This window comes from Microbacterium sp. LjRoot45 (assembly GCF_964253325.1).
Taxonomy (GTDB): domain Bacteria; phylum Actinomycetota; class Actinomycetes; order Actinomycetales; family Microbacteriaceae; genus Microbacterium.
Genome location: NZ_CAXUQM020000001.1, coordinates 1,512,408 through 1,533,638, shown reverse-complemented (window position 1 = coordinate 1,533,638; position 21,231 = coordinate 1,512,408). Strand labels below are relative to the sequence as shown.

Genomic DNA, 21,231 nt, shown 5'->3' with positions numbered 1-21,231 from the left:
CCCCGGTAGACTTCACGGGACATGTCACCGCGCGCCTTCACGCCTCTCGAGCCTGCCTCCACGCCGCCCGAGTTCATCCGCAACTTCTGCATCATCGCCCACATCGACCACGGCAAGTCCACGTTGGCCGACCGCATGCTGCAGATCACCGGCGTGGTCTCGGATCGCGACATGCGCGCGCAGTACCTCGACCGGATGGACATCGAGCGTGAGCGCGGCATCACGATCAAGTCGCAGGCCGTGCGGATGCCGTGGGCCACCGCCGACGGCACGTTCGCCCTCAACATGATCGACACCCCCGGACACGTCGACTTCACGTACGAGGTCTCACGTTCGCTCGCCGCGTGCGAAGGGGCGATCCTCCTCGTCGACGCCGCCCAGGGGATCGAGGCGCAGACGCTCGCGAACCTCTACCTGGCGCTGGAGAACGACCTCCACATCATCCCCGTGCTCAACAAGATCGACCTTCCCGCCGCCGATCCGGAGAAGTACGCCGCGGAACTCGCGAACCTCATCGGCGGCCGCCCGGAGGACGTCCTCCGCGTGAGCGGGAAGACAGGTCTCGGCGTCGAAGAGCTGCTCGATCGCATCGTCGAGGGCATTCCGGCGCCCACCGGAGACGCGTCGGCGCCGGCGCGCGCGATGATCTTCGACTCTGTCTACGACTCGTACCGCGGCGTCGTCACCTACGTCCGGATGATCGACGGCAAGCTCGAACCGCGCGAGCGCATCCAGATGATGTCGACGAAGGCCACCCACGATCTGCTGGAGATCGGTGTGTCCAGCCCGGAGCCGGTTCCCACCAAGGGCCTCGGCGTAGGGGAGGTGGGCTACCTCATCACCGGCGTGAAGGACGTGCGTCAGTCCAAGGTCGGCGACACGATCACCCATCACCGCAAGCCCGCCACCACGGCGCTTCCTGGCTACACCGACCCGAAGCCCATGGTGTTCAGCGGTATCTATCCGATCGACGGCAGCGACTACGCCGACCTGCGCGAAGCCCTCGACAAGCTCAAGCTCTCCGACGCGTCCCTCCAGTACGAACCGGAGACCTCCGTGGCCCTCGGGTTCGGTTTCCGCTGCGGCTTCCTCGGTCTCCTCCACCTCGAGATCATCACCGAGCGTCTGTCCCGCGAATTCGGGTTGGACCTCATCACGACGGCACCGTCTGTCACGTACGAAGTCATGACCGACACCGGTGAGACGGTGACGGTCACGAACCCGAGCGAGTACCCCGACGGACGGGTCGCCGAGGTCTCCGAACCTGTCGTGAAGGTCGGCATCCTGCTGCCGAAGGACTACGTGGGAACCGTCATGGAGCTGTGCCAGACGCGCCGTGGGACGCTCCTGGGAATGGACTACCTCAGCGAGGACCGCGTCGAACTGCGCTACAACATGCCGCTCGGCGAGATCGTCTTCGACTTCTTCGATCAGCTCAAGTCCAAGACGCAGGGATACGCGAGCCTGGACTACGAACCGGCCGGTTCGCAGACGGCCGACCTCGTGAAGGTCGACATCCTGCTGCAGGGCGAGAAGGTCGACGCGTTCAGTTCGATCGTCCACCGCGACAAGGCCTACGCCTACGGCACGCTGATGACGGAGCGGCTGCGCAAGCTGATCCCACGCCAGCAGTTCGAGGTGCCGATCCAGGCTGCGATCGGCGCGCGGATCATCGCCCGCGAGAACATCCGGGCCATCCGCAAGGACGTCCTCGCCAAGTGCTACGGCGGCGACATCACGCGCAAGCGCAAGCTCCTCGAGAAGCAGAAGGAGGGCAAGAAGCGCATGAAGATGGTCGGCCGCGTCGAGGTCCCCCAGGAGGCGTTCATCGCTGCGCTGTCGGGCGACGTCGAGGGCAAAGACAAGAAGTAGCCCCCAAGAGGCGAAGGTAGGCTGTTCGCATGCGCCGTGGAAGCTTCCAAGACGGGACGGTGGACTACGCCGCCGTCGGGGCCACGCAGGCCGCCGACCTCATGGGGTATCCGCCCGAGCGGAGTCTCCCCGCGGAGGCTTCGTGGCGCATCGGAAGCGGCGAGGCACGTTTCGAGACCTCGGCGGACACGCTCCTGTCGTGGGCGGCGCTGCGGGGAGCGGGACTCACCGTCTCGGATGTCCGACCGGCATCCGGACCGATGTACTCGGGAGTGAGCTTCGACGCCGAGGGCACGCCGCTCGCGCCCAGCAGGCTCGAGGCCGACCAGCGTTTCGACGCCGACGGTACCCCGTATGTCGGCGCCGGGACGACCGTCCGCGTGCACGGGCGCGTGAAGGGACACCGCGCCGACGCCCAGCTGCGCGTCATCTACGTGATCGAGGAGCCTCGCCGCGTCGGCTTCGGACTCGGCACCGTCAGCGGCTCGGTCGTGAGCGGCGAGGAGTCGTTCGTGTTGGAGTGGACGGATGCCGATGAGGTGTGGTTCACCGTCCGCGCCTTCGACCGTCCGGTGAAGACGTTGTACCGCATGCTGCCGGCCCTGGTGAAGCGTCGCCGACGCGAGTTGTTCCAGGGCTACCTGCGGGCGTTGTCGCCGTTGTACACGACGCCCGCCTGATGGGCGCTGCGCTGCCTCTGGGCGACCCCGCGCCCGCCGACGGGTCACTCCCGTCCGATGTGAGCATCTCGCCGGAGACGCCGTTCGGTGTGTACCTGCACGTGCCCTTCTGCCGGGTGCGCTGCGGCTACTGCGACTTCAACACCTACACGGCGACCGAGCTGCGCGGTGCCCGGCAGGACGCGTACGCCGACGAGGTGCTGCGGGAGATCGCCCTCTCGGCGGACGTCCTCCGCGCACGAGGCCCCCTCCGCCCGGCGGCGACGGTGTTCTTCGGCGGCGGCACCCCCACGCTCCTTCCGGGCGACGACCTGGCTCGGATGCTCGACGGCATCCGCACCGCGTTCGCGCTCACGGAGGATGCGGAGGTCACCGTGGAGGCCAACCCCGACACGGTGACGCCGCTGCTGGCGGGGCGACTCAAGGATGCCGGCGTGACGCGCCTGTCGATCGGCATGCAGTCCGCCGTGCCGCACGTGTTGGCGGCGCTCGACCGCACCCACGACCCGGCGGGCGTCGCCACGGCCGTCGACGCCGCTCGGAGCGCGGGCCTGGCGGTGAGCCTCGACCTCATCTACGGGGCACCGGGGGAGAGCCTCGACGACTGGCGGCGTTCGCTCGAGACCGCGGTGGCGCTCGACCCCGATCACATCTCCGCGTACGCCCTCATCATCGAGGACGGCACGAAGCTCGAACGACAGATCCGCAGAGGCGAGGTGGCCGCGCCCGACGACGACCTGCAAGCGGACATGTACGAGCTCGCCGACGAGCTGCTCGGCGGCGCGGGCTACGCCTGGTACGAAGTGTCCAACTGGGCGAAGGCGCCGGGGCAGCGGTCCCGGCACAACCTCGCCTATTGGCAGGGACACGACTGGTGGGGGTACGGCCCGGGCGCCCACAGCCACATCGACGGCTTGCGGTGGTGGAACGTCAAGCACCCCGCCGCCTATGCGCAGCGTGTGTCATCCGGTGCCTCGCCGGCGGCCGGTCGAGAGCGCCCCGATGCGGCGGCTCGGCGGCTCGAGAGCGTGCTGCTGCGATCGCGCATCTCCGACGGGCTCGCCGTCTCCGACGTCACCGGCGAGGGCCGGCGCGCCGTGGCATCCCTCATCGCCGACGGTCTCATCGACGGTGCCGCTGCCGTGCGCGGTCGCGTCGTCCTCACGCTGAGGGGGCGGCTTCTCGCCGACGCCGTGGTCCGCGCGCTGACGGCCTGAGGACGCAGATCGGACCCGCCCTCCGGTTCGTCACGCGCCTGGCGTGCTCCCGAGATAGAATTGGCACTCAGCACTCACGAGTGCCAGTGCGGACGATCGGACGGAGGACAGGCATGGTCTCGGAACGCGGACTCCAGGTCTTGCGGGCCATCGTGCAGGACTACGTCGACACGCACGAGCCCGTGGGCAGCAAGTCGATCGTCGATCGCCACCAGTTCGGCGTCTCTGCCGCGACCATCCGCAACGACATGGCGCTCCTCGAGGACGAGGATCTCATCGTCGCCCCGCACACGTCCTCGGGTCGCGTGCCCACCGACAAGGGCTACCGCGTGTTCGTCGACCACCTCGCGGAGCTGCGTCCCCTCACGGCGGCCCAGCGGACGGCTATCGCGTCGTTCCTCGACGGACCCGGCGACCTCGACGACCTCCTCGTGCGCACCGTCCGTTCCCTCACCCAACTCACGGGACAGGTCGCGATCGTCCAGTACCCGTCGTTCGCGCGCGCGAACGTGTCGCACGTCGAGTTCGTCCACCTCGGCGCCCGCCGTGTGGTCGTCATCGTGGTCACCGACACCGGCCGCGTATCGCAGCGGCTCGCCTTCCTCCGGGAAGAGCTCGATGAAGCCGAGGTCGCCCGAGTCAAGCGCGGGGTCGGCGATCTCGTGACGGGCAAGAGCGTCCGCGACGGCGCCCAGGCGCTCGCCGAGTTCCTCGCCACTGCGGCCACCGACGAACGCATCGATCAGGCGCTGCGGACCGTCGCACACATCGTGGCCGAAGAGCTCGAGGAGTTCCGGCAGGACAAGCTCGTCATGGCGGGGAGCGCGACCCTCGCCCGTCGCGAGGCGGACTTCCGCGGCAGCATCTACCCTCTGCTCGAGGCGATCGAGGAGCAGGTGACTCTTCTGCGACTCATGGGCGAGATGGTGGCCGACGAGCAGGGGCTCGCGGCGAGCATCGGCCGGGAGAACGAGCCGTTCGGCCTTCCGGAGGCGTCGGTCATCGCGGGCGACTACGACGCCACGGGTACGCGCGCGCGGGTGGGCCTGCTCGGCCCCACCCGGATGGACTATCCCACGAATCTCGCGGCGGTCCGCGCCGTCGCGCACTATCTGAGCCGACTGCTCGACGAAGACGAGAAGTCTCGCTGACGCGATCGGCATGACCGCGCCCGGCAGCGGGCGGAAAGGCGAATGTGGCTGACCACTACGAGGTTCTCGGAGTGTCGCGCGAGGCGACTCCCGACGAGATCAAGAAGGCGTACCGGCGCCTGGCACGCGAACTCCACCCCGACGTCAACCCGGGGGAGGACGCGTCGGAGCGGTTCAAGCTGGTGACTCACGCCTACGACGTGTTGAGCGATCCCGAGCAGCGTCAGCGCTACGACATGGGTGGCGACAGCAGCCCGTTCGGGGGCGCCGGAGGCGGGTTCGGCGGGTTCGGCGACGTCTTCGAGGCCTTCTTCGGAGGCGCGGCCGGAGGGCGATCCGGACGACCCCGGTCACGCCGCGAGCGTGGCCAGGATGCTCTCGTGCGCGTCACGCTCGACCTCGGCGATGTGGTCTTCGGCGCGCACCGCGACGTGGAGGTCGACACGGCGGTGCTCTGCGACACGTGCGAAGGCTCCTGCTGCCAGCCGGGCACCCAACCGGTGACGTGCGACATCTGCCACGGTGCCGGACACGTGCAGCGCACCGTGCGCAGCCTCCTCGGCAACGTCGTGACCTCGCAACCGTGCACGACCTGCCAGGGCTATGGCACGACCATCCCCTACCCGTGCGGCACGTGCGCCGGTCAGGGCCGAGTGCGCGCACGTCGGACCGTGTCGGTCGACATTCCCGCCGGCGTCGAGACGGGCCTGCGCCTGCAGCTTCCGGGGTCCGGTGAGGTCGGCCCTGCCGGCGGCCCGAACGGCGACCTCTACCTGGAGGTCACCGTGACGCCGCACGAGGTGTTCAGCCGCGACGGCGACGACCTCCTCGCCACCCTCGAGGTCTCGATGCCCGACGCCGTGCTCGGCACGGAGACGACGATCGAGTCGCTCGACGGTCCCGTCGACCTCGAGATCCGCCCCGGCATCCAGGCCGGCGACGTCCTCACCATCAAGGGGCGCGGCATCACGCCGCTGCGCGGAGGACAGCGCGGCGACCTCCGCGTCGGCGTACATGTGGTCACCCCGACGCGACTGGATGCCAAGCAGCGGGCGCTCATCGAGGACTTCGCCAAGAAGACGAAGGCCCCCGCCCCTCACCTGGCCGAGTTCCACCAGGGGTTGTTCGCGAAGCTCCGCGACCGGTTCCGAAACGGCTGATCCGACGTGGCGCTGCACTTCCTCCTCGACGACGGCGGGCTGCCCGACGGGGTCGGTGACATCGCGGCCCTCACGGGTGCGGAGGCCCATCACGCGGCGGTCGTCCGCCGGGTGAGGGTCGGGGAAGCGGTGACGCTCGGCGACGGGCGCGGCGCGTGGCTCACCGGTGTGGTCGAATCCGTCGCCCCGAAGGACGTGCGGGTGCGCATCGAGTCGCGCCTCGGCATCCCTCGCCCCGCGAAAGAACTCGTACTCGTGCAGGCGCTCGCGAAGGGCGACCGCGACGAGCTCGCCGTGCAGGCGGCGACGGAACTGGGCGTGGACGAGATCGTGCCGTGGCAGTCGGCGCGGAGCGTCTCCCGGTGGGATGCCGCGAAGAGCGCCAAGGGTGTCGCGCGATGGAGCGCCATCGTGCGGGAGGCGGCGAAGCAGGCCCACCGGGCATGGGTGCCCGATGTGCACGAACCCGTGGCGACGTCACGAATCGCGGATCTCGCCGACCTCGTGCTGGTGCTGGAGCCGACGGCATCCACGGCGCTCACCGACATTGATGTCGCGGACGCCGCGCGTATCGCCCTCGTCGTCGGTCCGGAGGGCGGGATCACCCCCGAAGAGATCTCCACCCTCGCTGCCGCCGGCGCACGCGCGGTCCGTCTCGGGGACACCGTGCTGCGCACGTCGACGGCCGGCCCCGCGGCAATCGCCGTCGCCAGCGCGCTCCTCGGGCGATGGTGAGCCCCCGCCCGCGCCGCATCGCCCTCGATAGACTCGGATCATGAGCGAACCCTCGATCTTCACGCGCATCCTGCAGGGCGAGATCCCGTCCGAGATCGTGGCGGAGACCGAGAACGCGTTCGCGATCCGCGACATCGCCCCGCAAGCGCCCGTGCATCTCCTCGTCATCCCGAAGACGCAGGAGTATCGCAACGTCGTGGAGCTCGCGGCAGGCGACCCCGCCCTCCTGACCGAACTGGTGGGCCTCGCGAACACGCTCGCCGCCGAGCATGCCGACGGCGACTTCCGGCTCGTCTTCAACACCGGCCCCGCCGCGGGGCAGACCGTCTTCCATGTGCACGCGCACGTTCTCGCCGGCGGTCTCGAGGAAGGAGCCCTCGGTGGCTGACACCCCCGAACCCACCGTTGCGCACCTCCACGCCGATGGCGTCGCGATGGTCCAGCTGCTCGGGCCCCAGGACCGGCTGCTGCGTGTCGTCGAACGCGAACACCCCGATGTGGAAGTGCACGTCCGCGGCAACGAGATCCGCCTGACGGGGGATGCCGCGTCCGTCGCGGGCGCACAGGCGCTCATCGAGGAGCTCATGGCGATGGCGCGCGCGGGCCAGGGCCTCGACCCTGCCGACGTCACGGCATCCAGCCGCATCATCCGCGCCGACACGGGGATGCGACCGTCCGAGGTGCTCGGGGAGGCGATCCTCACATCGCGCGGCCGGGTCATCCGACCGAAGACCCTCGGCCAGAAGGCGTACGTCGACGCGATCGAGGAGAACACGATCGTATTCGGGATCGGCCCCGCCGGCACGGGGAAGACCTACCTGGCGATGGCGAAGGCCGTGCAGGCGCTGCAGCGCAAGGAAGTCAGCCGCATCATCCTCAGCCGGCCCGCCATCGAGGCGGGCGAACGACTCGGTTTCCTTCCCGGCAGTCTGACCGACAAGATCGACCCCTACCTGCGTCCGCTCTACGATGCGCTCAACGAGATGCTCGACCCCGAACTGGTGCCGAAGCTCATGGCCTCGGGAACGATCGAGGTCGCGCCGCTGGCGTACATGCGCGGCCGCACGCTGAACGACTCGTTCGTCGTGCTCGACGAAGCGCAGAACACGACGCCCGAGCAGATGAAGATGTTCCTCACGCGCCTCGGGTTCGGCACCCGGATGGTCGTGACGGGCGACATCACGCAGGTCGATCTGCCGCAGGGAGCGTCGGGACTCCGGCTCGTGACCCGCGTCCTGAAGGACATCGACGACATCCATTTCTCCTACCTCACCAGTGACGACGTCGTGCGGCACACGCTCGTGGGCCGCATCGTCGACGCGTACACCGAGTACGACGAACAGCGCATGGCCGCGCGCCGCGAGCGGGACGAGGCGACCGAGTTCGCCAACCGGGCAGAGCGGCGACGCGCGCAGGACCCGCGGCGCGGTCAGACCCGTGCACCGGGACCTCACGACCATCTCCCCAAGCGAGGACGATCATGACCATCGAGATCACCAACGAGTCCGGCGTCCCGATCGACGAGACGGTGCTCCTGCGTCTCACCGAGCAGAACCTCGCCGAACTGCACGTCAGTGCGGATGCCGATGTCGCGATCCTCCTCGTCGACGAGGGCGCGATGGAGTCCCTGCACGTCCAGTGGATGGACGAGCCGGGACCGACCGACGTGCTGAGCTTCCCAATGGACGAGCTGCGACCGGGGACCGAGGACCAGCCGGCGCCGGCGGGTCTCTTGGGCGACATCGTGCTGTGCCCGCAAGTCGCCGAGACGCAGGCGCAGGCGGCCGGGCACGCGACGATCGACGAGCTGATCCTCCTGACGACGCACGGCCTCCTCCACCTCCTCGGCTTCGATCACGCCGAGCCCGACGAGGAGCGAGAGATGTTCGGGCTGCAGCGCGAGCTCATCGCCGCCTTCCAGGCGACCGAGCGCCGACGACGCGCATGACCGAGACTCTCCTCCTGATCGCCGCCGTGGCGCTCGTCGCGCTCGGCGGTCTCATGGCGGCGCTGGATGCCGCGCTCGGCGTGACGTCGCGCGCGGATGTGGCCGAGCTCTCCCAGACGGGCCGCAACCGGACCTCCCTCGGGAGGATCGCCGCCGACCCGGAGGCCCACGGCAACGCCGTCGTCTTCATCCGCATCCTGGCCGAGACGACGGCCGCCGTGCTCGTCATGGGCGCGTTCACGCTGCTGTTCGACAGCATCTGGTGGGCCATGCTCGCGGCGGCGCTCCTCATGACGGCGGTGTCGTTCGTCCTCGTCGGGGCGAGCCCTCGCAGCTACGGACGCCAGCACGCGAAGGGACTGCTCCGCGGCGGCGCCCCGATCATCCGCGGTGCACGCATCGTGCTCGGCCCTCTCGCCCATCTGCTCGTCATCCTCGGCAACCGGGTCACGCCGGGCGTCTCCCGCGGCGCGTCTTTCGCGTCCGAGGAGCAGCTGCTCAGCATGGTCGACGAGGCGGCATCCCAGGATCTCATCGAGGAAGACGACCGCGAGCTGATCCACTCGGTGTTCGACTTCACCGACACCTTCGTCCGGGCCGTCATGGTGCCGCGGACGGACATGGTGACGATGAGCGGCACCGTCACGACGGAAGACGCGATGCGCCTCTTCCTCGACAAGGGCGTCTCACGCATCCCCATCGCCGACGACGACGCGGACGACATCACCGGTGTCGTGTACCTGAAAGACCTCGTGCAGTTCGCCTACCGCGACGAGCGCTCCTGGCGCGACGCTCCCGTCAGCAGGATCGCGCGGCCCGCGGTGTTCGTCCCCGAATCGATGAAGGCCGAGACTCTGCTCCAGCAGATGAAACGGGATGCCGTGCACGTGTGCCTCGTCGTCGACGAGTACGGCGGGGTCGCCGGGCTCGTCACCCTCGAAGACCTCATCGAAGAACTCGTGGGAGAGATCGCCGACGAGTACGACCCCCGGTCCAGCGAGGTCGTCGACCTCGGCGACGGTCGCTATCGCGTGAGCGCACGGCTCGGCCTCGACGAGGTCGGCGAGCTCTTCGGCCTCGAACTGGAAGATGACGACGTCGACTCGGTCGGCGGCCTGCTCGGCAAGCTCCTCGGTCGGGTCCCGCTTCCCGGCGCGACCGCCGAGCACGGCGGACTCGTCTTCACCGGTGGCACCTCGCGCGGCCGCGGCCGAGGGCTGGCCACCGTCTTCGTCGAACGCAGCGCCGCGCTCGACGACGTCGACGGCGCATTCGTCGGCACCATCCCGCCGCCCAGCGGCCCCATCCCGACCATCAAGGGGGAGTCGTGAGCAACGAACCGCAGCAGAGCGCGCAGCCACCAGCGGATGCCGGACGGTCCGGTTTCGTGACGTTCGTCGGTCGTCCGAACGTCGGCAAGTCGACGTTGACCAATGCACTCGTCGGTGAGAAGGTCGCCATCACGTCCGACAAGCCGCAGACGACGCGGCGAGCGATCCGCGGCATCGTCAATCGACCGGCCGGTCAGCTCGTCATCGTGGACACCCCCGGCATCCACAAGCCCCGCACTCTCCTCGGTCAGCGCCTGAACGACCTCGTCGAGCAGGTTCTCGGCGACGTCGACGTGATCGGCTTCCTTGTGCCGGCGAACGAGAAGGTCGGCCCGGGCGACCGGCGCATCGCTGCCTCGCTCGACGGATACGGGCGTGCCAAGAAGGTGGCGATCGTCACGAAGACCGACATCGCCGCGCGCGACGAGATCACCGAGCGCCTCCTGGAGGTCGACGCGCTCCGGGAGGACTGGGCAGCCGTGATCCCGCTCTCCTCGGTGACGGCCGATCAGCTCGATGTGCTCGCCGATGAGCTTCTCGGGCTCATGCCGGTCGGCCCGGCTCTCTACCCGGAGGGCGTCGTCACGGATGAGTCGCTCGAGGACCGCATCGCCGAGATCATCCGCGAATCGGCCCTGTCGGGTGTCCGTGACGAGCTTCCGCACTCGATCGCCGTGACGATCGAGGAGATCGCCCTGCGCGACGGGGGCGGCATGACCGACGTCTACGCGAACGTCGTCGTCGAGCGCGACAGTCAGAAGGCGATCATCATCGGTCACCGCGGATCGCGCTTGCGCGACGTCGGCTCACGCGCGCGGGAACAGATCGAGCCGCTCGTGGGAACCAGGGTCTTCCTTAAGCTGCACGTCCGTGTGGCTAAGGAGTGGCAGCGCGATCCCAAGCACCTCGGCCGGCTCGGCTTCTGACGCCGCTCAGCCGACCTCGCGCAGCGTCGACCGGATGATCACCGTGTCGGATCCGTACTCACCGTTCGCGGCGTCCTGCCAGGTGCCGTCGTCCCACAGGACGTCCACGAAGAGCCAACCGTCCTGGGGGTAGGAGGCGAAGTAGGCATCCCCCAGACGATCGGGGAGCTCCTCCTGAATGCGCAGGAGATCCGCTTCCGTACCCGCCCCGGGCTCGCCGCCGGTGGGATCTTCCAGCGGCATCGGGTCGTAGAGCGCGAGCATGATCGGAGGCTGCGTCACCGTGAGCGTCTTCCCGTCGTACGTGCCCTGCACGACGAAGCTGCCCCAGCGCACGCCTCCCGTCTCTTCCACCCCTTCGACGCCGTCCCAGGTCCAGTCGACGAGGGGGATGCCGCTGCACTGCGGTGGGGCGGACTCGGCGACGGGGCCGAGACACAGTTCGGCACCGTCCTCCACCTCGAGCACCGTTCCCTGACCCATCACCGGCCCGTCGGGGAGGCCGGGGGAGACCTCACCCAGACGCGGGGTCTCGTCCGGCGACGACGCGGCCGGTGACGGGGAGGCGCACCCCGACAGGGCGAGGCCTGCGGCCAGGAGCAGGGCGGCGGGAGCGGCGACGATGCGGCGATTCATACCCCTGGAGTGTCGCCGCACGCGCGACCGTCTCATCCGTGATCGATGCCGTCGCCCCTGCCATGCCCGGCGCCCGAGACGCGGAGCGGCGCGAGCGGGTGTATCGTGTCACCATGCGCTTCGGTGGGCTCCTTCTTCTTAGCCGCCGCGACGAGACCTCGTAGCAGGGCCTCCCTCGTCGCGGAGATCGTCGTCGGCCCGTTTCCATCCCGCGAAGAGAAGCGATCTCCATCATGAAGAACCATCAGAAGCCGTCCGGCATGCCGACCGCGAAGTATCGTCCGTTCCACGAGCAGATCCGCGTGGATCTGCCGGACCGCACCTGGCCGTCCCGTCGAATCGAGAAGGCGCCGAGGTGGTGCGCCGTCGATCTGCGAGACGGCAATCAGGCCCTCATCGATCCGATGAGCCCCGAGCGCAAGCGGATCATGTTCGATCTGCTCGTGCAGATGGGCTACAAGGAGATCGAGGTGGGGTTCCCGAGTGCGAGCCAGACCGACTTCGACTTCGTGCGCCAGCTCATCGAGGACGACCTGATCCCCGACGACGTGACCATCCAGGTCCTCACTCAGGCGCGCGCCCACCTCATCGAGCGCACCTACGAGGCCATCGCGGGCGCCAAGCAGGCGATCGTGCACCTCTACAACTCCACGAGCATCCTTCAGCGTGAGGTCGTGTTCCGTACCGACCGTCAGGGTGTCATCGACATCGCGCTCGAGGGCGCGCGGCTGTGCCGGGAGTTCGAGTCACGCATCCCCGAGACGGCGGTCTACTACGAGTACTCGCCGGAGTCGTACACGGGCACCGAGTTGGAGTTCGCGCTAGACATCTGCAACCAGGTGCTGGAGGTCTTCGAGCCGACGCCCGATCGCAAGGTGATCATCAATCTTCCCGCGACGGTCGAGATGGCGACCCCGAACGTCTACGCCGACTCCATCGAGTGGATGAGTCGTCACCTGAACCACCGCGAGAACGTCATCCTCTCCCTCCACCCCCACAACGATCGTGGTACGGCGATCGCCGCGGCGGAGCTCGGCTACCTCGCCGGCGCAGATCGCATCGAGGGATGCCTGTTCGGCAACGGAGAGCGCACCGGCAATGTCGACCTCGTCGCGCTGGGCATCAACATGCTGACGCAGGGGATCGATCCCGAGATCGACTTCAGCGACATCGACCACGTCAAGCGCACCGCGGAGTACTGCAACCAGCTGCCGGTGCACGAGCGCAGTCCGTGGGCGGGCGACCTCGTCTTCACCGCGTTCAGCGGCTCCCACCAGGACGCCATCAAGAAGGGCTTCGAGGCGATGGCCGCGCGGGCCACGGCATCCGGTGTTTCGGTCGACGAGATCGACTGGGCCGTGCCCTACCTCCCGATCGACCCGAAGGACCTCGGCCGCTCCTACGAGGCGGTCATCCGGGTGAACTCGCAGTCCGGCAAGGGCGGTGTCGCCTATCTGCTGAAGACCGACCACTCCCTGGACCTGCCGCGGAAGCTGCAGATCGAGTTCTCCGGTGTCGTGCAAGCCAAGACGGATGCCGAGGGCGGCGAGGTCTCGAGCGACCAGATCTGGGCGATCTTCACCGACGAGTACCTGCCGGCAGCCGTGAGCGACGACAAGTGGGGCCGCTTCGAGCTGCTGTCCACCCGCACGCAGAGCGACATGTCCGGCGAGGTCAGCCTCGACGTGTCGCTGCGTGACGGCGACGAGCAGATCAGCACGACGGGCGTGGGCAACGGACCCGTGTCCGCCTTCCTCGAGGTCGTGCGCGCGCAGGGCTTCGACATCACGCTGTACGACTACGTCGAGCACACCCTGAGCGCGGGCGGCGACGCGCAGGCCGCAGCCTACGTCGAGCTCCAGGTCGACGGCGAGCGTCTCTGGGGTGTCGGCATCGACGGCGACATCTCCACGGCCAGCCTCAAGGCGATCGTGTCGGGCGTGAACCGCGCCATCCGCACCCGCGAGCGCTCCGGGGAGCTTGCCGCCGTCTGACCCGACGTCGCGGAAGCGCCGTGACGACGGCTCGGAGCGCCCGCTCAGGGCTTGATGATCGGGATCGCGCTGGTTTCCAGCGCCACCTTCCGGCGGTGCAGCGCGCGCTGCTCCGGGAGGGAGATGTCGAAGATCACCGCCAGCACACGGATCACCGTGGTCACCGCCACCGAGACGATGGCCGCCGCCACCAGCGGCGCGCCGAGCGCGTGCGTGGCCGCCAGGACGGCACAACCGACACCGGCGGCCACCGCGTACAGCGACCCGACGTGCATGATCGCCACCGGCAGCCCCATGATGACGTCGCGCAGGATGCCGCCGCCGGCGGCGGCGCACACTCCCACGAAGACCGCGGGGACGGGAGGAAGCCCGAGCGCGAGCGCCTTCGTCGTGCCGAACGCTCCGAACAACCCGATGACGACGGCATCCAGAGCCACGATCACGCCGTTGAGTCGTTGGAAGAGGTTGGCCAGCAGCATGCCGGCGAGCGAGGCCGCCGTCGCGGTGATGAGATACCAGTTGCTCTGAAGCGTGGTGAGCTCCACGTTCAGGAGCAGGTCGCGGATGATGCCGCCGCCCATGCCCATCACGATGCCGATGATCGCGACGCCCAGGAGATCGAGTCGGCGCTGGCCCACGAATCCGGAGGCGAAGAGGGCTCCCTGCACGCCGCCGAGCCCGACGGCGAGGAGATCGGCCCACAGCGGGATCACGAACAGCGGCTCTGTCACGCCTCCATTGTCCCCGGTGGCGGGGATAATCGAGAAGTGACGGAACCACGACGGCGACAGGGGGAGCGACGTGCCCACCTATCGCGATGAGGTCGTGGTGCTGCGCACCCACAAACTGGGCGAGGCCGATCGCATCGTGACGCTGCTGAGCCGCCGTCACGGCAAGGTGCGCGCTGTCGCGAAGGGCGTGCGCCGCACCTCCTCGCGGTTCGGGGCCCGTTTGGAGCCCTTCATGGTGGCCGACGTGCAGCTCTACCAGGGGCGCACGCTCGACATCGTGCAGCAGGCCTCATCGATCGGCGCGTACGGAGCACCGATCGCGGCGCATTACGACCGGTACACCGCTGCGCACGCGATGGTCGAAACGGCCGACCGACTGAACGAAGCCGAAGCGACGGCACAGCAGTACCTGTTGCTCGTGGGCGGCCTGCGTGCGCTCGCGCGCGGCGAGCACGCGGCACGCTCGGTGCTCGACTCCTATCTTCTCCGCGCGATGGCTCTCTCCGGCTGGGCGCCCTCGCTCAGTGAGTGCGCCCGCTGTGGCACGGTCGGGCCGCAGGACTGGTTCGTCGCCCAACTCGGCGGCACGGTCTGCGGATCCTGCGCGCCAGCCGGCTCCGCGCGCCTGCGTCCCGAGACGGGGGATCTGCTGCGAGCCCTCATGTCGGGGGAGTGGGACGAGGTCGATGACGCCTCCGACGCCGCCACCGCCGCGGCATCCGGTCTCATTGCCGCATACGCACAGTGGCATCTCGAGCGCGGCATCCGATCGCTCTCCCACCTGGAGGCCCCCCGGTGACGCCGAAGCCGTACACCCACCGTGACGCGGTGCCCTACCGCCCCCTCGACTGGACGGGCATTAACCCGCCCGCGTTCCCGCGCGGCGGCGTTCCGAATCACGTCGCGATCGTCATGGACGGCAACGGCCGCTGGGCCAATCGTCGCGGTCTCACCCGGATCGAAGGGCACCGGGCCGGCGAGGAGGTGCTGCTCGACGTCGTTGCCGGAGCGGTGCAGGCGGGCGTGAAGCATCTCAGCGTGTACGCGTTCTCCACCGAGAACTGGAGCCGTTCCCCCGACGAGGTGCGGTTCCTCATGGGGTACAACCGCGACGTCCTGCACCGACGGCGAGATCAGCTCAACGAGTGGGGCGTGCGCGTGCGGTGGGCCGGCCGGAAGCCGCGCCTGTGGGGTTCGGTCATCAAGGAACTGCAGTTCGCCGAACAGCTCACGCAAGCCAACGACACGCTCACCCTGACGATGTGCGTCAACTACGGCGGCCGCGTCGAACTTGTCGATGCGATGCGCGCCATCGCCGACGACGTCGCAGCCGGACGCCTCCGACCGGGAGCCATCACCGAGAAGACGATCCGCCGCCGCCTGTATGTGCCCGACATGCCCGACGTCGACCTGTTCATCCGGTCCTCCGGCGAGCAGCGCACGTCGAACTTCCTCCTCTGGGAGTCCGCCTACGCCGAGATGGTCTTCCTCGACAGATTGTGGCCGGACTTCTCGCGGACAGACCTGTGGGATGCCATCGGCCTCTACCTTTCTCGCGATCGCAGGTTCGGTGGGGCCGTCGACGCCCCGACCGGCGACGAGTCGGCTTCGGAATAGATCCCGCGTCGCTGCGCGTTGTGTCGGATGTGACGGACGCAATCAAGATCGACGTGTGGAGCGACATCGCCTGCCCGTGGTGCTACATCGGCAAGCGCAATCTGGAGACGGGACTGGCTGCGGCCAGCGCCGACCCGGACGCGCCTGATGTCGAGGTCGTCTACCACTCGTTCGAACTTTCCCCTGACACGCCCGTCGACTTCGACGGCGGCATCGCCGACTTCCTGTCCGAGCACAAGGGCATCTCGCGCGAGCAGGCAGCGCAGATGCACGAGCACGTGACGGGGATCGCCGCGAACTCGGGTCTGACGTACCGTTTCGACCTGCTCCAGCACACGAACACCGTGAAGGCCCACGAGCTGCTCCACTTCGCCAAGGCCGAGGGCCGGCAGCACGAGGTGGCCGAGCGCCTGATGTCCGCCTACTTCACGGAGGGCCGTCACGTCGGCCGCATCGACGATCTGGTGATGTTGGCGGCGGAGGCCGGCCTCGACGCGGACGCCGCACGCGAGGCGCTCGAGTCGGACCGGTATCTGCCCGACGTGCGCGCCGATCAGGCGCAGGCGCAGGCCTACGGCATCCAGGGTGTTCCGTTCTTCGTCATCGACGGGAAGTACGGCGTGTCGGGCGCTCAGCCCGCGGAGGCTTTCACGCAGATCCTCCGTCAGGTCTGGTCGGAGCGCACGCCGACCGCATAAGGCCTGTGCGCGCCACCCTCCCGCAGGGCGCACTCGCCGTCGTCTCCGTCTCCACCGCTGGGGCCTGACGACACGTTCTCCACGAGGTCCGCACGCGTGCCGCCGACGAGGCGCGCGCGTCTGGGAGAATGGACAGGATGTCTTCGACTCTCGCCCCCGCACCGGCCCTGCGCATCGGCCCCATCGCGCTGGACGCGCCGGTCGTCCTCGCGCCGATGGCGGGCATCACCAACACCGCCTTCCGACGGCTCTGCCGGGAGTACGGTGCCGGCCTGTACGTCAGCGAGATGATCACGACGCGCGCGCTCGTGGAGCGCAACGCGACGACCATGCGACTCATCACGCACCACGAGTCGGAAACGCCCCGTTCCATCCAGCTCTACGGCGTCGACCCGGCGACCACCGAGGCCGCCGTCCGGCTCCTCGTGGAGGAGGATCGCGCCGACCACATCGACCTCAACTTCGGCTGCCCCGTCCCCAAGGTCACCCGCAAGGGCGGGGGAGCAGCCCTCCCGTGGAAGATCGGTCTCTTCCGCGACATCGTCACGCGCGCCGCGCGCGCCGCCGGAGACATCCCCCTCACGGTGAAGATGCGCAAGGGCATCGACGGCGACCACCTCACTTTCCTCGACGCGGGGCGGATCGCTGAAGACGCCGGCGTCGCCGCCGTCGCCCTCCACGCACGCACTGCCGCAGAGTTCTACTCGGGCGCCGCCGACTGGGAAGCGATCGCGCAGCTCAAGCAGGCGGTGACCAGCATCCCGGTGCTCGGCAACGGCGACATCTGGTCGGGCGCGGACGCCGCTCGGATGATGGCCGAGACCGACTGCGACGGCGTCGTGGTCGGTCGCGGATGCCTCGGGCGGCCGTGGCTCTTCGGCGACCTCGCCCGGGAGTTGGGCGGCCCCACCGCCGCGGCCGGCGCCCCGGTCGATGCGACCCTGGGCTTCGTGGCGCGCGCCTTCCGCCGCCATGCGGAGCTGCTCGTCGAGTTCTTCGAGGACGAGGGCCGCGGATGCCGCGACATCCGCAAGCACGTCGCCTGGTACTTCAAGGGCTATCCCGTGGGCGGAGAGACGCGTGCGCTCCTCGCCACCGCATCGAGCCTGGCCGAGATCGACGACATCCTCGCGACGCTGGACCTGGAGGCACCGTACCCGGGCGCCGCCGCGGAGGGACAGCGTGGGCGGGCGGGTACCCCGAAGCGGCCGGCGTTGCCGGATCGGTGGCTGGAGTCACGAGACCTCGATGCGGCGGAGACGTCCGCCATCGCCGACGCGGAGCTCGACCACAGTGGCGGCTGACGCGTCGACGAGCACGGGGGTCGGAACGAGCGTCTCGGTCGCACCCGGCCGCCCGTCGGGGTACACCGATCACGACGCCGAGCGATTCCACCCCGAGAAGCACCGCTCTCAGCGCGACAGCTTCGCCCGCGACCGCGCGCGCGTGCTCCACTCCGCCGCGCTGCGGCGCCTGGCATCCAAGACCCAGGTGCTGAGCCCTGCGAGTCCTGCCGACTTCGCCCGCAATCGACTGACGCACTCGCTCGAGGTCGCTCAGGTCGGACGCGAGCTCGCCATCGCCCTGGAGCTCTCCCCGGACGTGGTCGACACGGCCTGTCTCAGCCACGACATCGGGCATCCGCCGTTCGGACACAACGGGGAACGCGCGCTCAACGAGTGGGCCTCCGACATCGGCGGCTTCGAGGGGAACGCCCAGACACTGCGGATCCTCAGCCGCCTCGAGCCGAAGGTGATCGACGAGAACGGCGCGAGCTTCGGGTTGAACCTCACCCGCGCGAGCCTCGACGCGGCGTGCAAGTATCCGTGGACGTCCGAGCACGGGGTTCCCGACCCCGGGGGCCGTCAGAAGTTCGGCGTGTACCCGGAGGACGAGGAGGTGTTCCACTGGATGCGACAGGGAGCGCCGGGACGCGCGCGGTGCATCGAAGCCGAGGTGATGGACCTGTCCGACGACATCGCGTACTCCGTGCACGATCTCGAAGACGCGATCCTCAACGGCTACCTCGATCCGCGTCGACTCGCCGACGCGCGGGAGCGGGAGGCGCTCCTGACGGCGATCCAGTCGTGGGTCGGTTACGGGTACTCGCGCGACGAGCTGGCCGATGCGCTCTACCGTCTCACGCAGCTCCCGGAGTGGCTGAACGGCTTCGACGGCTCGCGTTCTGCCCTCGCCGGGCTCAAGAATCTCACCTCCGACCTGATCGGTCGCTTCGCCCGCGCAGCGACCGCCGCCACGCGGGAGCACTTCGACAAGCCGATCCTCACCCGCTACGAGGGCCGCGTGATCGTGCCCCGCGTCATCGAGGTCGAGATGGCGGTGCTGAAGGGCGTGCTCGGAGCTTTCGTGGTGTCGATCGACGGGCGGAAGGGCCTCTACAAGGAGCAGCGCCGCGTGCTGAAGCGGCTGGCGACGGCGCTGTGGGAGCATCCCGATCACCTCGACCGGGTGCATGCGGAAGAGTTCCTCCTCGCCGATTCCGACGCCGCCCGCCGCCGCGTCGTGGTCGATCAGGTTGCGACACTCACCGACAGGTTCGCGATCGACTGGCACGCCCGGCTGATCGGCCCCGTCGACCTCCGCGAGCTCGGCCTGGTGTCCTCCGACGGGCGGGCCACCGTCGCGCACGGCTTCGCCCTCCCCGAACCCCTCGAGGGGCTCTGATGGCGCGCATCCGACAGGCCGACGTCGACGAGGTGAAGGCGCGTACCAACATCGCCGACATCGTCGGAGAGCGTGTCGCGCTCAAGTCGGCCGGCGTGGGCTCTCTAAAGGGGCTGTGTCCCTTCCACGACGAGAAGAGCCCGAGCTTCAACGTACGACCGCAGGTCGGTTACTACCACTGCTTCGGCTGTGGCGAGTCCGGCGACGTGTACTCGTTCCTGCGCGCGCTCGACCACCTCACCTTCACCGAGGCGGTCGAGAAGCTCGCCGCCCGCATCGGCTTCACGCTGCACTACGAGGACGGCGGCGCCGCCCCGGAGACGAGCGGACGCACGCGGCTCTACGCCGCCAACACTGCCGCCGCCGAGTGGTTCCGGGCCCAACTCGCCACCCCCGAGGCCGAAGCCGCGCGCCGCTTTCTGGGGGAGCGCGGTTTCGACGCGGGAGCAGCGGCGCACTTCGGCATCGGCTATGCCCCGAAGGGCTGGAACGCGCTGCGCGACGCACTGCGGGCGCAGAAGTTCTCCGATGAGGAGCTGTCCGCGGCCGGACTCGTCTCCCAGGGCCAACGCGGCGTCTACGACCGTTTCCGCGGGCGCGTCATCTGGCCGATCCGCGACATCACCGGACAGACCATCGGATTCGGCGCCCGGCGCCTGTACGACGATGACCAGGGTCCCAAATACCTCAACACGCCCGAGACGGCGATCTACAAGAAGTCGCAGGTGCTCTACGGGCTCGACCTCGCGAAGAAGTCGATCAGTCGCGACCATAGAGTCGTCGTCGTCGAGGGGTACACCGATGTCATGGCGTGCCACCTCGCGGGCATCACGACCGCGATCGCGACATGTGGAACGGCCTTCGGGTCCGACCATATGGGCGTTGTCGGGCGCGTCGTCGGGAGCGACGCCGCGGGTGAGATCGTCTTCACGTTCGACCCCGATGCGGCAGGGCAGAAGGCGGCGGTACGCGCATTCGCGGAGGCGCGAGGCTCTTCGCTGCGCAGCTACGTCGCCGTCGGTCCCGAAGGACTCGACCCGTGCGACCTGCGTCTCGAGCGCGGCGATGCCGCCGTCCGCGGCATGGTCGAGCTGAAGTCGCCCCTGTTCGAGTTCGTCATCGATCGCCGCATCGCCGAACACGACCTGGGCTCGGTGGAGGGGCGCCTTGCGGCGTTGCGCTCGACCGCTCCCATCGTCGCGGACATCAAGGACGGGGGTATCCGCACGCGCTACGAACACCTCCTGTCGAAGCGTCTCGGCGAGGAGCTCTCCGAGGTCCGCCGCGCCGTGGCTCGCGCCGCGGCGCGGGATCGTGACACGCCGACGTCGCCACCGGCTGAGCACGCGGGTGACGCTGCGCCGACACCGAGCACGGCGAGGGTGACGATCGCGTCGCTGCCGCGCACCGCAGACGTCGCCATCGAGCGCGACGCGCTCATGGGCATCCTTCAGTACGGTCATGTTCTCGCGCCGGAAGAAGTGGATGCCGCCCTGATCCTGCCGATGCAGCATCCCGCGCTCGACGCGGTGCGACAGACCATCGCCGCGCAACCCGATCGCACACGGATCGGCTGGGCGTCGACGGCGGCCGAGTCGGTCCGCGAGCCCTTCCGGTCGCTCGCCGTCGAGCTGCTCACGGCCCCCTTCCCGGCCCTGACCGAGGCGGAGGCCGCGGCATCCGCTTTGTCGCTCTGCCGGCGCCTGCGCGTCCGCGCGATCGATCAGCAGAAGCGGGAGCTGCTCGGTGCGATCCAGCGCGTCGCTCCCGATTCGGAAGAGGGCCGGGCCGTGCGCGTGTCGATGCGGGAGCTCGACGCGCGTCGCCGGGAGCTCGCCGAGCTCGGCTGA

At 69.1% G+C, this 21,231-nt stretch carries 20 protein-coding genes; 18 read left to right on the top strand and 2 right to left on the bottom strand.

Annotated features, from left to right (window positions below; genetic code table 11):
* Positions 1-21: 21 nt before the first annotated feature.
* From lepA to era, 11 genes are all read left to right on the top strand, one after another.
* Positions 22-1,872, top strand: a complete 1,851-nt coding sequence (lepA, locus tag ACSQ18_RS07250) for a translation elongation factor 4 (RefSeq protein ID WP_144807903.1) — start codon at positions 22-24, stop codon at positions 1,870-1,872.
* 29 nt (positions 1,873-1,901) lie between these two features.
* Entirely contained in the window at positions 1,902-2,552 is a 651-nt protein-coding gene (locus ACSQ18_RS07245) for a DUF1990 family protein (protein ID WP_436036487.1), read from the top strand.
* A complete protein-coding gene (gene hemW, locus ACSQ18_RS07240) occupies positions 2,552-3,769 on the top strand; it encodes a radical SAM family heme chaperone HemW (RefSeq protein ID WP_436036485.1) in 1,218 nt (405 codons plus the stop codon). Before ACSQ18_RS07245 ends, hemW begins: the two co-directional genes overlap by 1 nt.
* Before the next feature lie 113 nt (positions 3,770-3,882).
* Positions 3,883-4,920, top strand: a complete 1,038-nt coding sequence (gene hrcA, locus ACSQ18_RS07235) for a heat-inducible transcriptional repressor HrcA (protein WP_436036483.1) — start codon at positions 3,883-3,885, stop codon at positions 4,918-4,920.
* A 44-nt stretch (positions 4,921-4,964) separates the two neighbouring features.
* Positions 4,965-6,080 (top strand): molecular chaperone DnaJ, encoded by a 1,116-nt coding sequence (dnaJ, locus tag ACSQ18_RS07230; protein ID WP_301040061.1) that lies wholly within the window; start codon positions 4,965-4,967, stop codon positions 6,078-6,080.
* 6 nt (positions 6,081-6,086) lie between these two features.
* Positions 6,087-6,815 carry a 16S rRNA (uracil(1498)-N(3))-methyltransferase gene (locus ACSQ18_RS07225; protein WP_436036481.1) on the top strand — a complete coding sequence of 243 codons (729 nt, stop codon included), beginning with the start codon at positions 6,087-6,089 and terminating at the stop codon, positions 6,813-6,815.
* A gap of 40 nt (positions 6,816-6,855) precedes the next feature.
* Positions 6,856-7,203 carry an HIT domain-containing protein gene (locus ACSQ18_RS07220; RefSeq protein ID WP_436036479.1) on the top strand — a complete coding sequence of 116 codons (348 nt, stop codon included), beginning with the start codon at positions 6,856-6,858 and terminating at the stop codon, positions 7,201-7,203.
* Between the two features lie 46 nt (positions 7,204-7,249).
* Positions 7,250-8,299: a PhoH family protein gene (locus tag ACSQ18_RS07215; protein ID WP_436038400.1), complete on the top strand. Its 1,050-nt coding sequence runs from the start codon at positions 7,250-7,252 to the stop codon at positions 8,297-8,299.
* On the top strand, positions 8,296-8,763 hold the full coding sequence (gene ybeY, locus ACSQ18_RS07210; RefSeq protein ID WP_144807895.1) for an rRNA maturation RNase YbeY: 468 nt from the start codon (positions 8,296-8,298) through the stop codon (positions 8,761-8,763). Before ACSQ18_RS07215 ends, ybeY begins: the two co-directional genes overlap by 4 nt.
* The gene (locus ACSQ18_RS07205) at positions 8,760-10,094 is read left to right on the top strand and encodes a hemolysin family protein (protein WP_436036477.1); all 1,335 of its coding nucleotides are present in this window, start codon (positions 8,760-8,762) and stop codon (positions 10,092-10,094) included. The genes ybeY and ACSQ18_RS07205 overlap by 4 nt, the downstream gene beginning before the upstream one ends.
* A complete protein-coding gene (era, locus tag ACSQ18_RS07200; protein WP_436036475.1) occupies positions 10,091-11,020 on the top strand; it encodes a GTPase Era in 930 nt (309 codons plus the stop codon). The genes ACSQ18_RS07205 and era overlap by 4 nt, the downstream gene beginning before the upstream one ends.
* 6 nt (positions 11,021-11,026) lie before the next feature.
* Here the strand turns inward: era and ACSQ18_RS07195 are convergent, their stop codons facing one another.
* On the bottom strand, positions 11,027-11,656 hold the full coding sequence (locus ACSQ18_RS07195) for a hypothetical protein (RefSeq protein WP_436036473.1): 630 nt from the start codon (positions 11,654-11,656) through the stop codon (positions 11,027-11,029).
* Positions 11,657-11,889: 233 nt separating this feature from the next.
* Between ACSQ18_RS07195 and leuA the strand changes: the two genes are divergently transcribed.
* Positions 11,890-13,650 (top strand): 2-isopropylmalate synthase, encoded by a 1,761-nt coding sequence (leuA, locus tag ACSQ18_RS07190; RefSeq protein WP_436036471.1) that lies wholly within the window; start codon positions 11,890-11,892, stop codon positions 13,648-13,650.
* A gap of 44 nt (positions 13,651-13,694) precedes the next feature.
* On the opposite strand, the gene ACSQ18_RS07185 is transcribed toward leuA, so the two are convergent.
* A complete protein-coding gene (locus ACSQ18_RS07185; protein ID WP_436036469.1) occupies positions 13,695-14,381 on the bottom strand; it encodes a trimeric intracellular cation channel family protein in 687 nt (228 codons plus the stop codon).
* A 70-nt stretch (positions 14,382-14,451) separates the two neighbouring features.
* Between ACSQ18_RS07185 and recO the strand changes: the two genes are divergently transcribed.
* From recO to dnaG, 6 genes are all read left to right on the top strand, one after another.
* Positions 14,452-15,180, top strand: coding sequence for a DNA repair protein RecO (recO, locus tag ACSQ18_RS07180; protein ID WP_144807889.1), 729 nt, complete (start codon positions 14,452-14,454; stop codon positions 15,178-15,180).
* Entirely contained in the window at positions 15,177-15,998 is an 822-nt protein-coding gene (locus ACSQ18_RS07175) for an isoprenyl transferase (protein ID WP_436036466.1), read from the top strand. Before recO ends, ACSQ18_RS07175 begins: the two co-directional genes overlap by 4 nt.
* Before the next feature lie 29 nt (positions 15,999-16,027).
* A complete protein-coding gene (locus ACSQ18_RS07170) occupies positions 16,028-16,696 on the top strand; it encodes a DsbA family oxidoreductase (RefSeq protein WP_436036464.1) in 669 nt (222 codons plus the stop codon).
* Positions 16,697-16,833: 137 nt separating this feature from the next.
* Positions 16,834-18,000 carry a tRNA dihydrouridine synthase DusB gene (dusB, locus tag ACSQ18_RS07165; protein WP_436036462.1) on the top strand — a complete coding sequence of 389 codons (1,167 nt, stop codon included), beginning with the start codon at positions 16,834-16,836 and terminating at the stop codon, positions 17,998-18,000.
* Positions 17,990-19,381 (top strand): deoxyguanosinetriphosphate triphosphohydrolase, encoded by a 1,392-nt coding sequence (locus ACSQ18_RS07160; protein WP_436036460.1) that lies wholly within the window; start codon positions 17,990-17,992, stop codon positions 19,379-19,381. The genes dusB and ACSQ18_RS07160 overlap by 11 nt, the downstream gene beginning before the upstream one ends.
* Complete coding sequence (gene dnaG / locus ACSQ18_RS07155; protein WP_436036458.1) at positions 19,381-21,231, top strand: DNA primase; 1,851 nt, start codon at positions 19,381-19,383, stop codon at positions 21,229-21,231. Before ACSQ18_RS07160 ends, dnaG begins: the two co-directional genes overlap by 1 nt.

Bases quoted from the DNA above. Each gene is read 5' to 3' on its own strand.
- lepA (WP_144807903.1), top strand. From the start codon at position 22: ATGTCACCGCGCGCCTTCACGCCTCTCGAGCCTGCCTCCACGCCGCCC.
- ACSQ18_RS07245 (WP_436036487.1), top strand. From the start codon at position 1,902: ATGCGCCGTGGAAGCTTCCAAGACGGGACGGTGGACTACGCCGCCGTC.
- hemW (WP_436036485.1), top strand. From the start codon at position 2,552: ATGGGCGCTGCGCTGCCTCTGGGCGACCCCGCGCCCGCCGACGGGTCA.
- hrcA (WP_436036483.1), top strand. From the start codon at position 3,883: ATGGTCTCGGAACGCGGACTCCAGGTCTTGCGGGCCATCGTGCAGGAC.
- ACSQ18_RS07220 (WP_436036479.1), top strand. From the start codon at position 6,856: ATGAGCGAACCCTCGATCTTCACGCGCATCCTGCAGGGCGAGATCCCG.
- ACSQ18_RS07215 (WP_436038400.1), top strand. From the start codon at position 7,250: ATGGTCCAGCTGCTCGGGCCCCAGGACCGGCTGCTGCGTGTCGTCGAA.
- ybeY (WP_144807895.1), top strand. From the start codon at position 8,296: ATGACCATCGAGATCACCAACGAGTCCGGCGTCCCGATCGACGAGACG.
- ACSQ18_RS07205 (WP_436036477.1), top strand. From the start codon at position 8,760: ATGACCGAGACTCTCCTCCTGATCGCCGCCGTGGCGCTCGTCGCGCTC.
- ACSQ18_RS07195 (WP_436036473.1), bottom strand. From the start codon at position 11,656: ATGAATCGCCGCATCGTCGCCGCTCCCGCCGCCCTGCTCCTGGCCGCA.
- leuA (WP_436036471.1), top strand. From the start codon at position 11,890: ATGAAGAACCATCAGAAGCCGTCCGGCATGCCGACCGCGAAGTATCGT.
- dusB (WP_436036462.1), top strand. From the start codon at position 16,834: ATGTCTTCGACTCTCGCCCCCGCACCGGCCCTGCGCATCGGCCCCATC.
- dnaG (WP_436036458.1), top strand. From the start codon at position 19,381: ATGGCGCGCATCCGACAGGCCGACGTCGACGAGGTGAAGGCGCGTACC.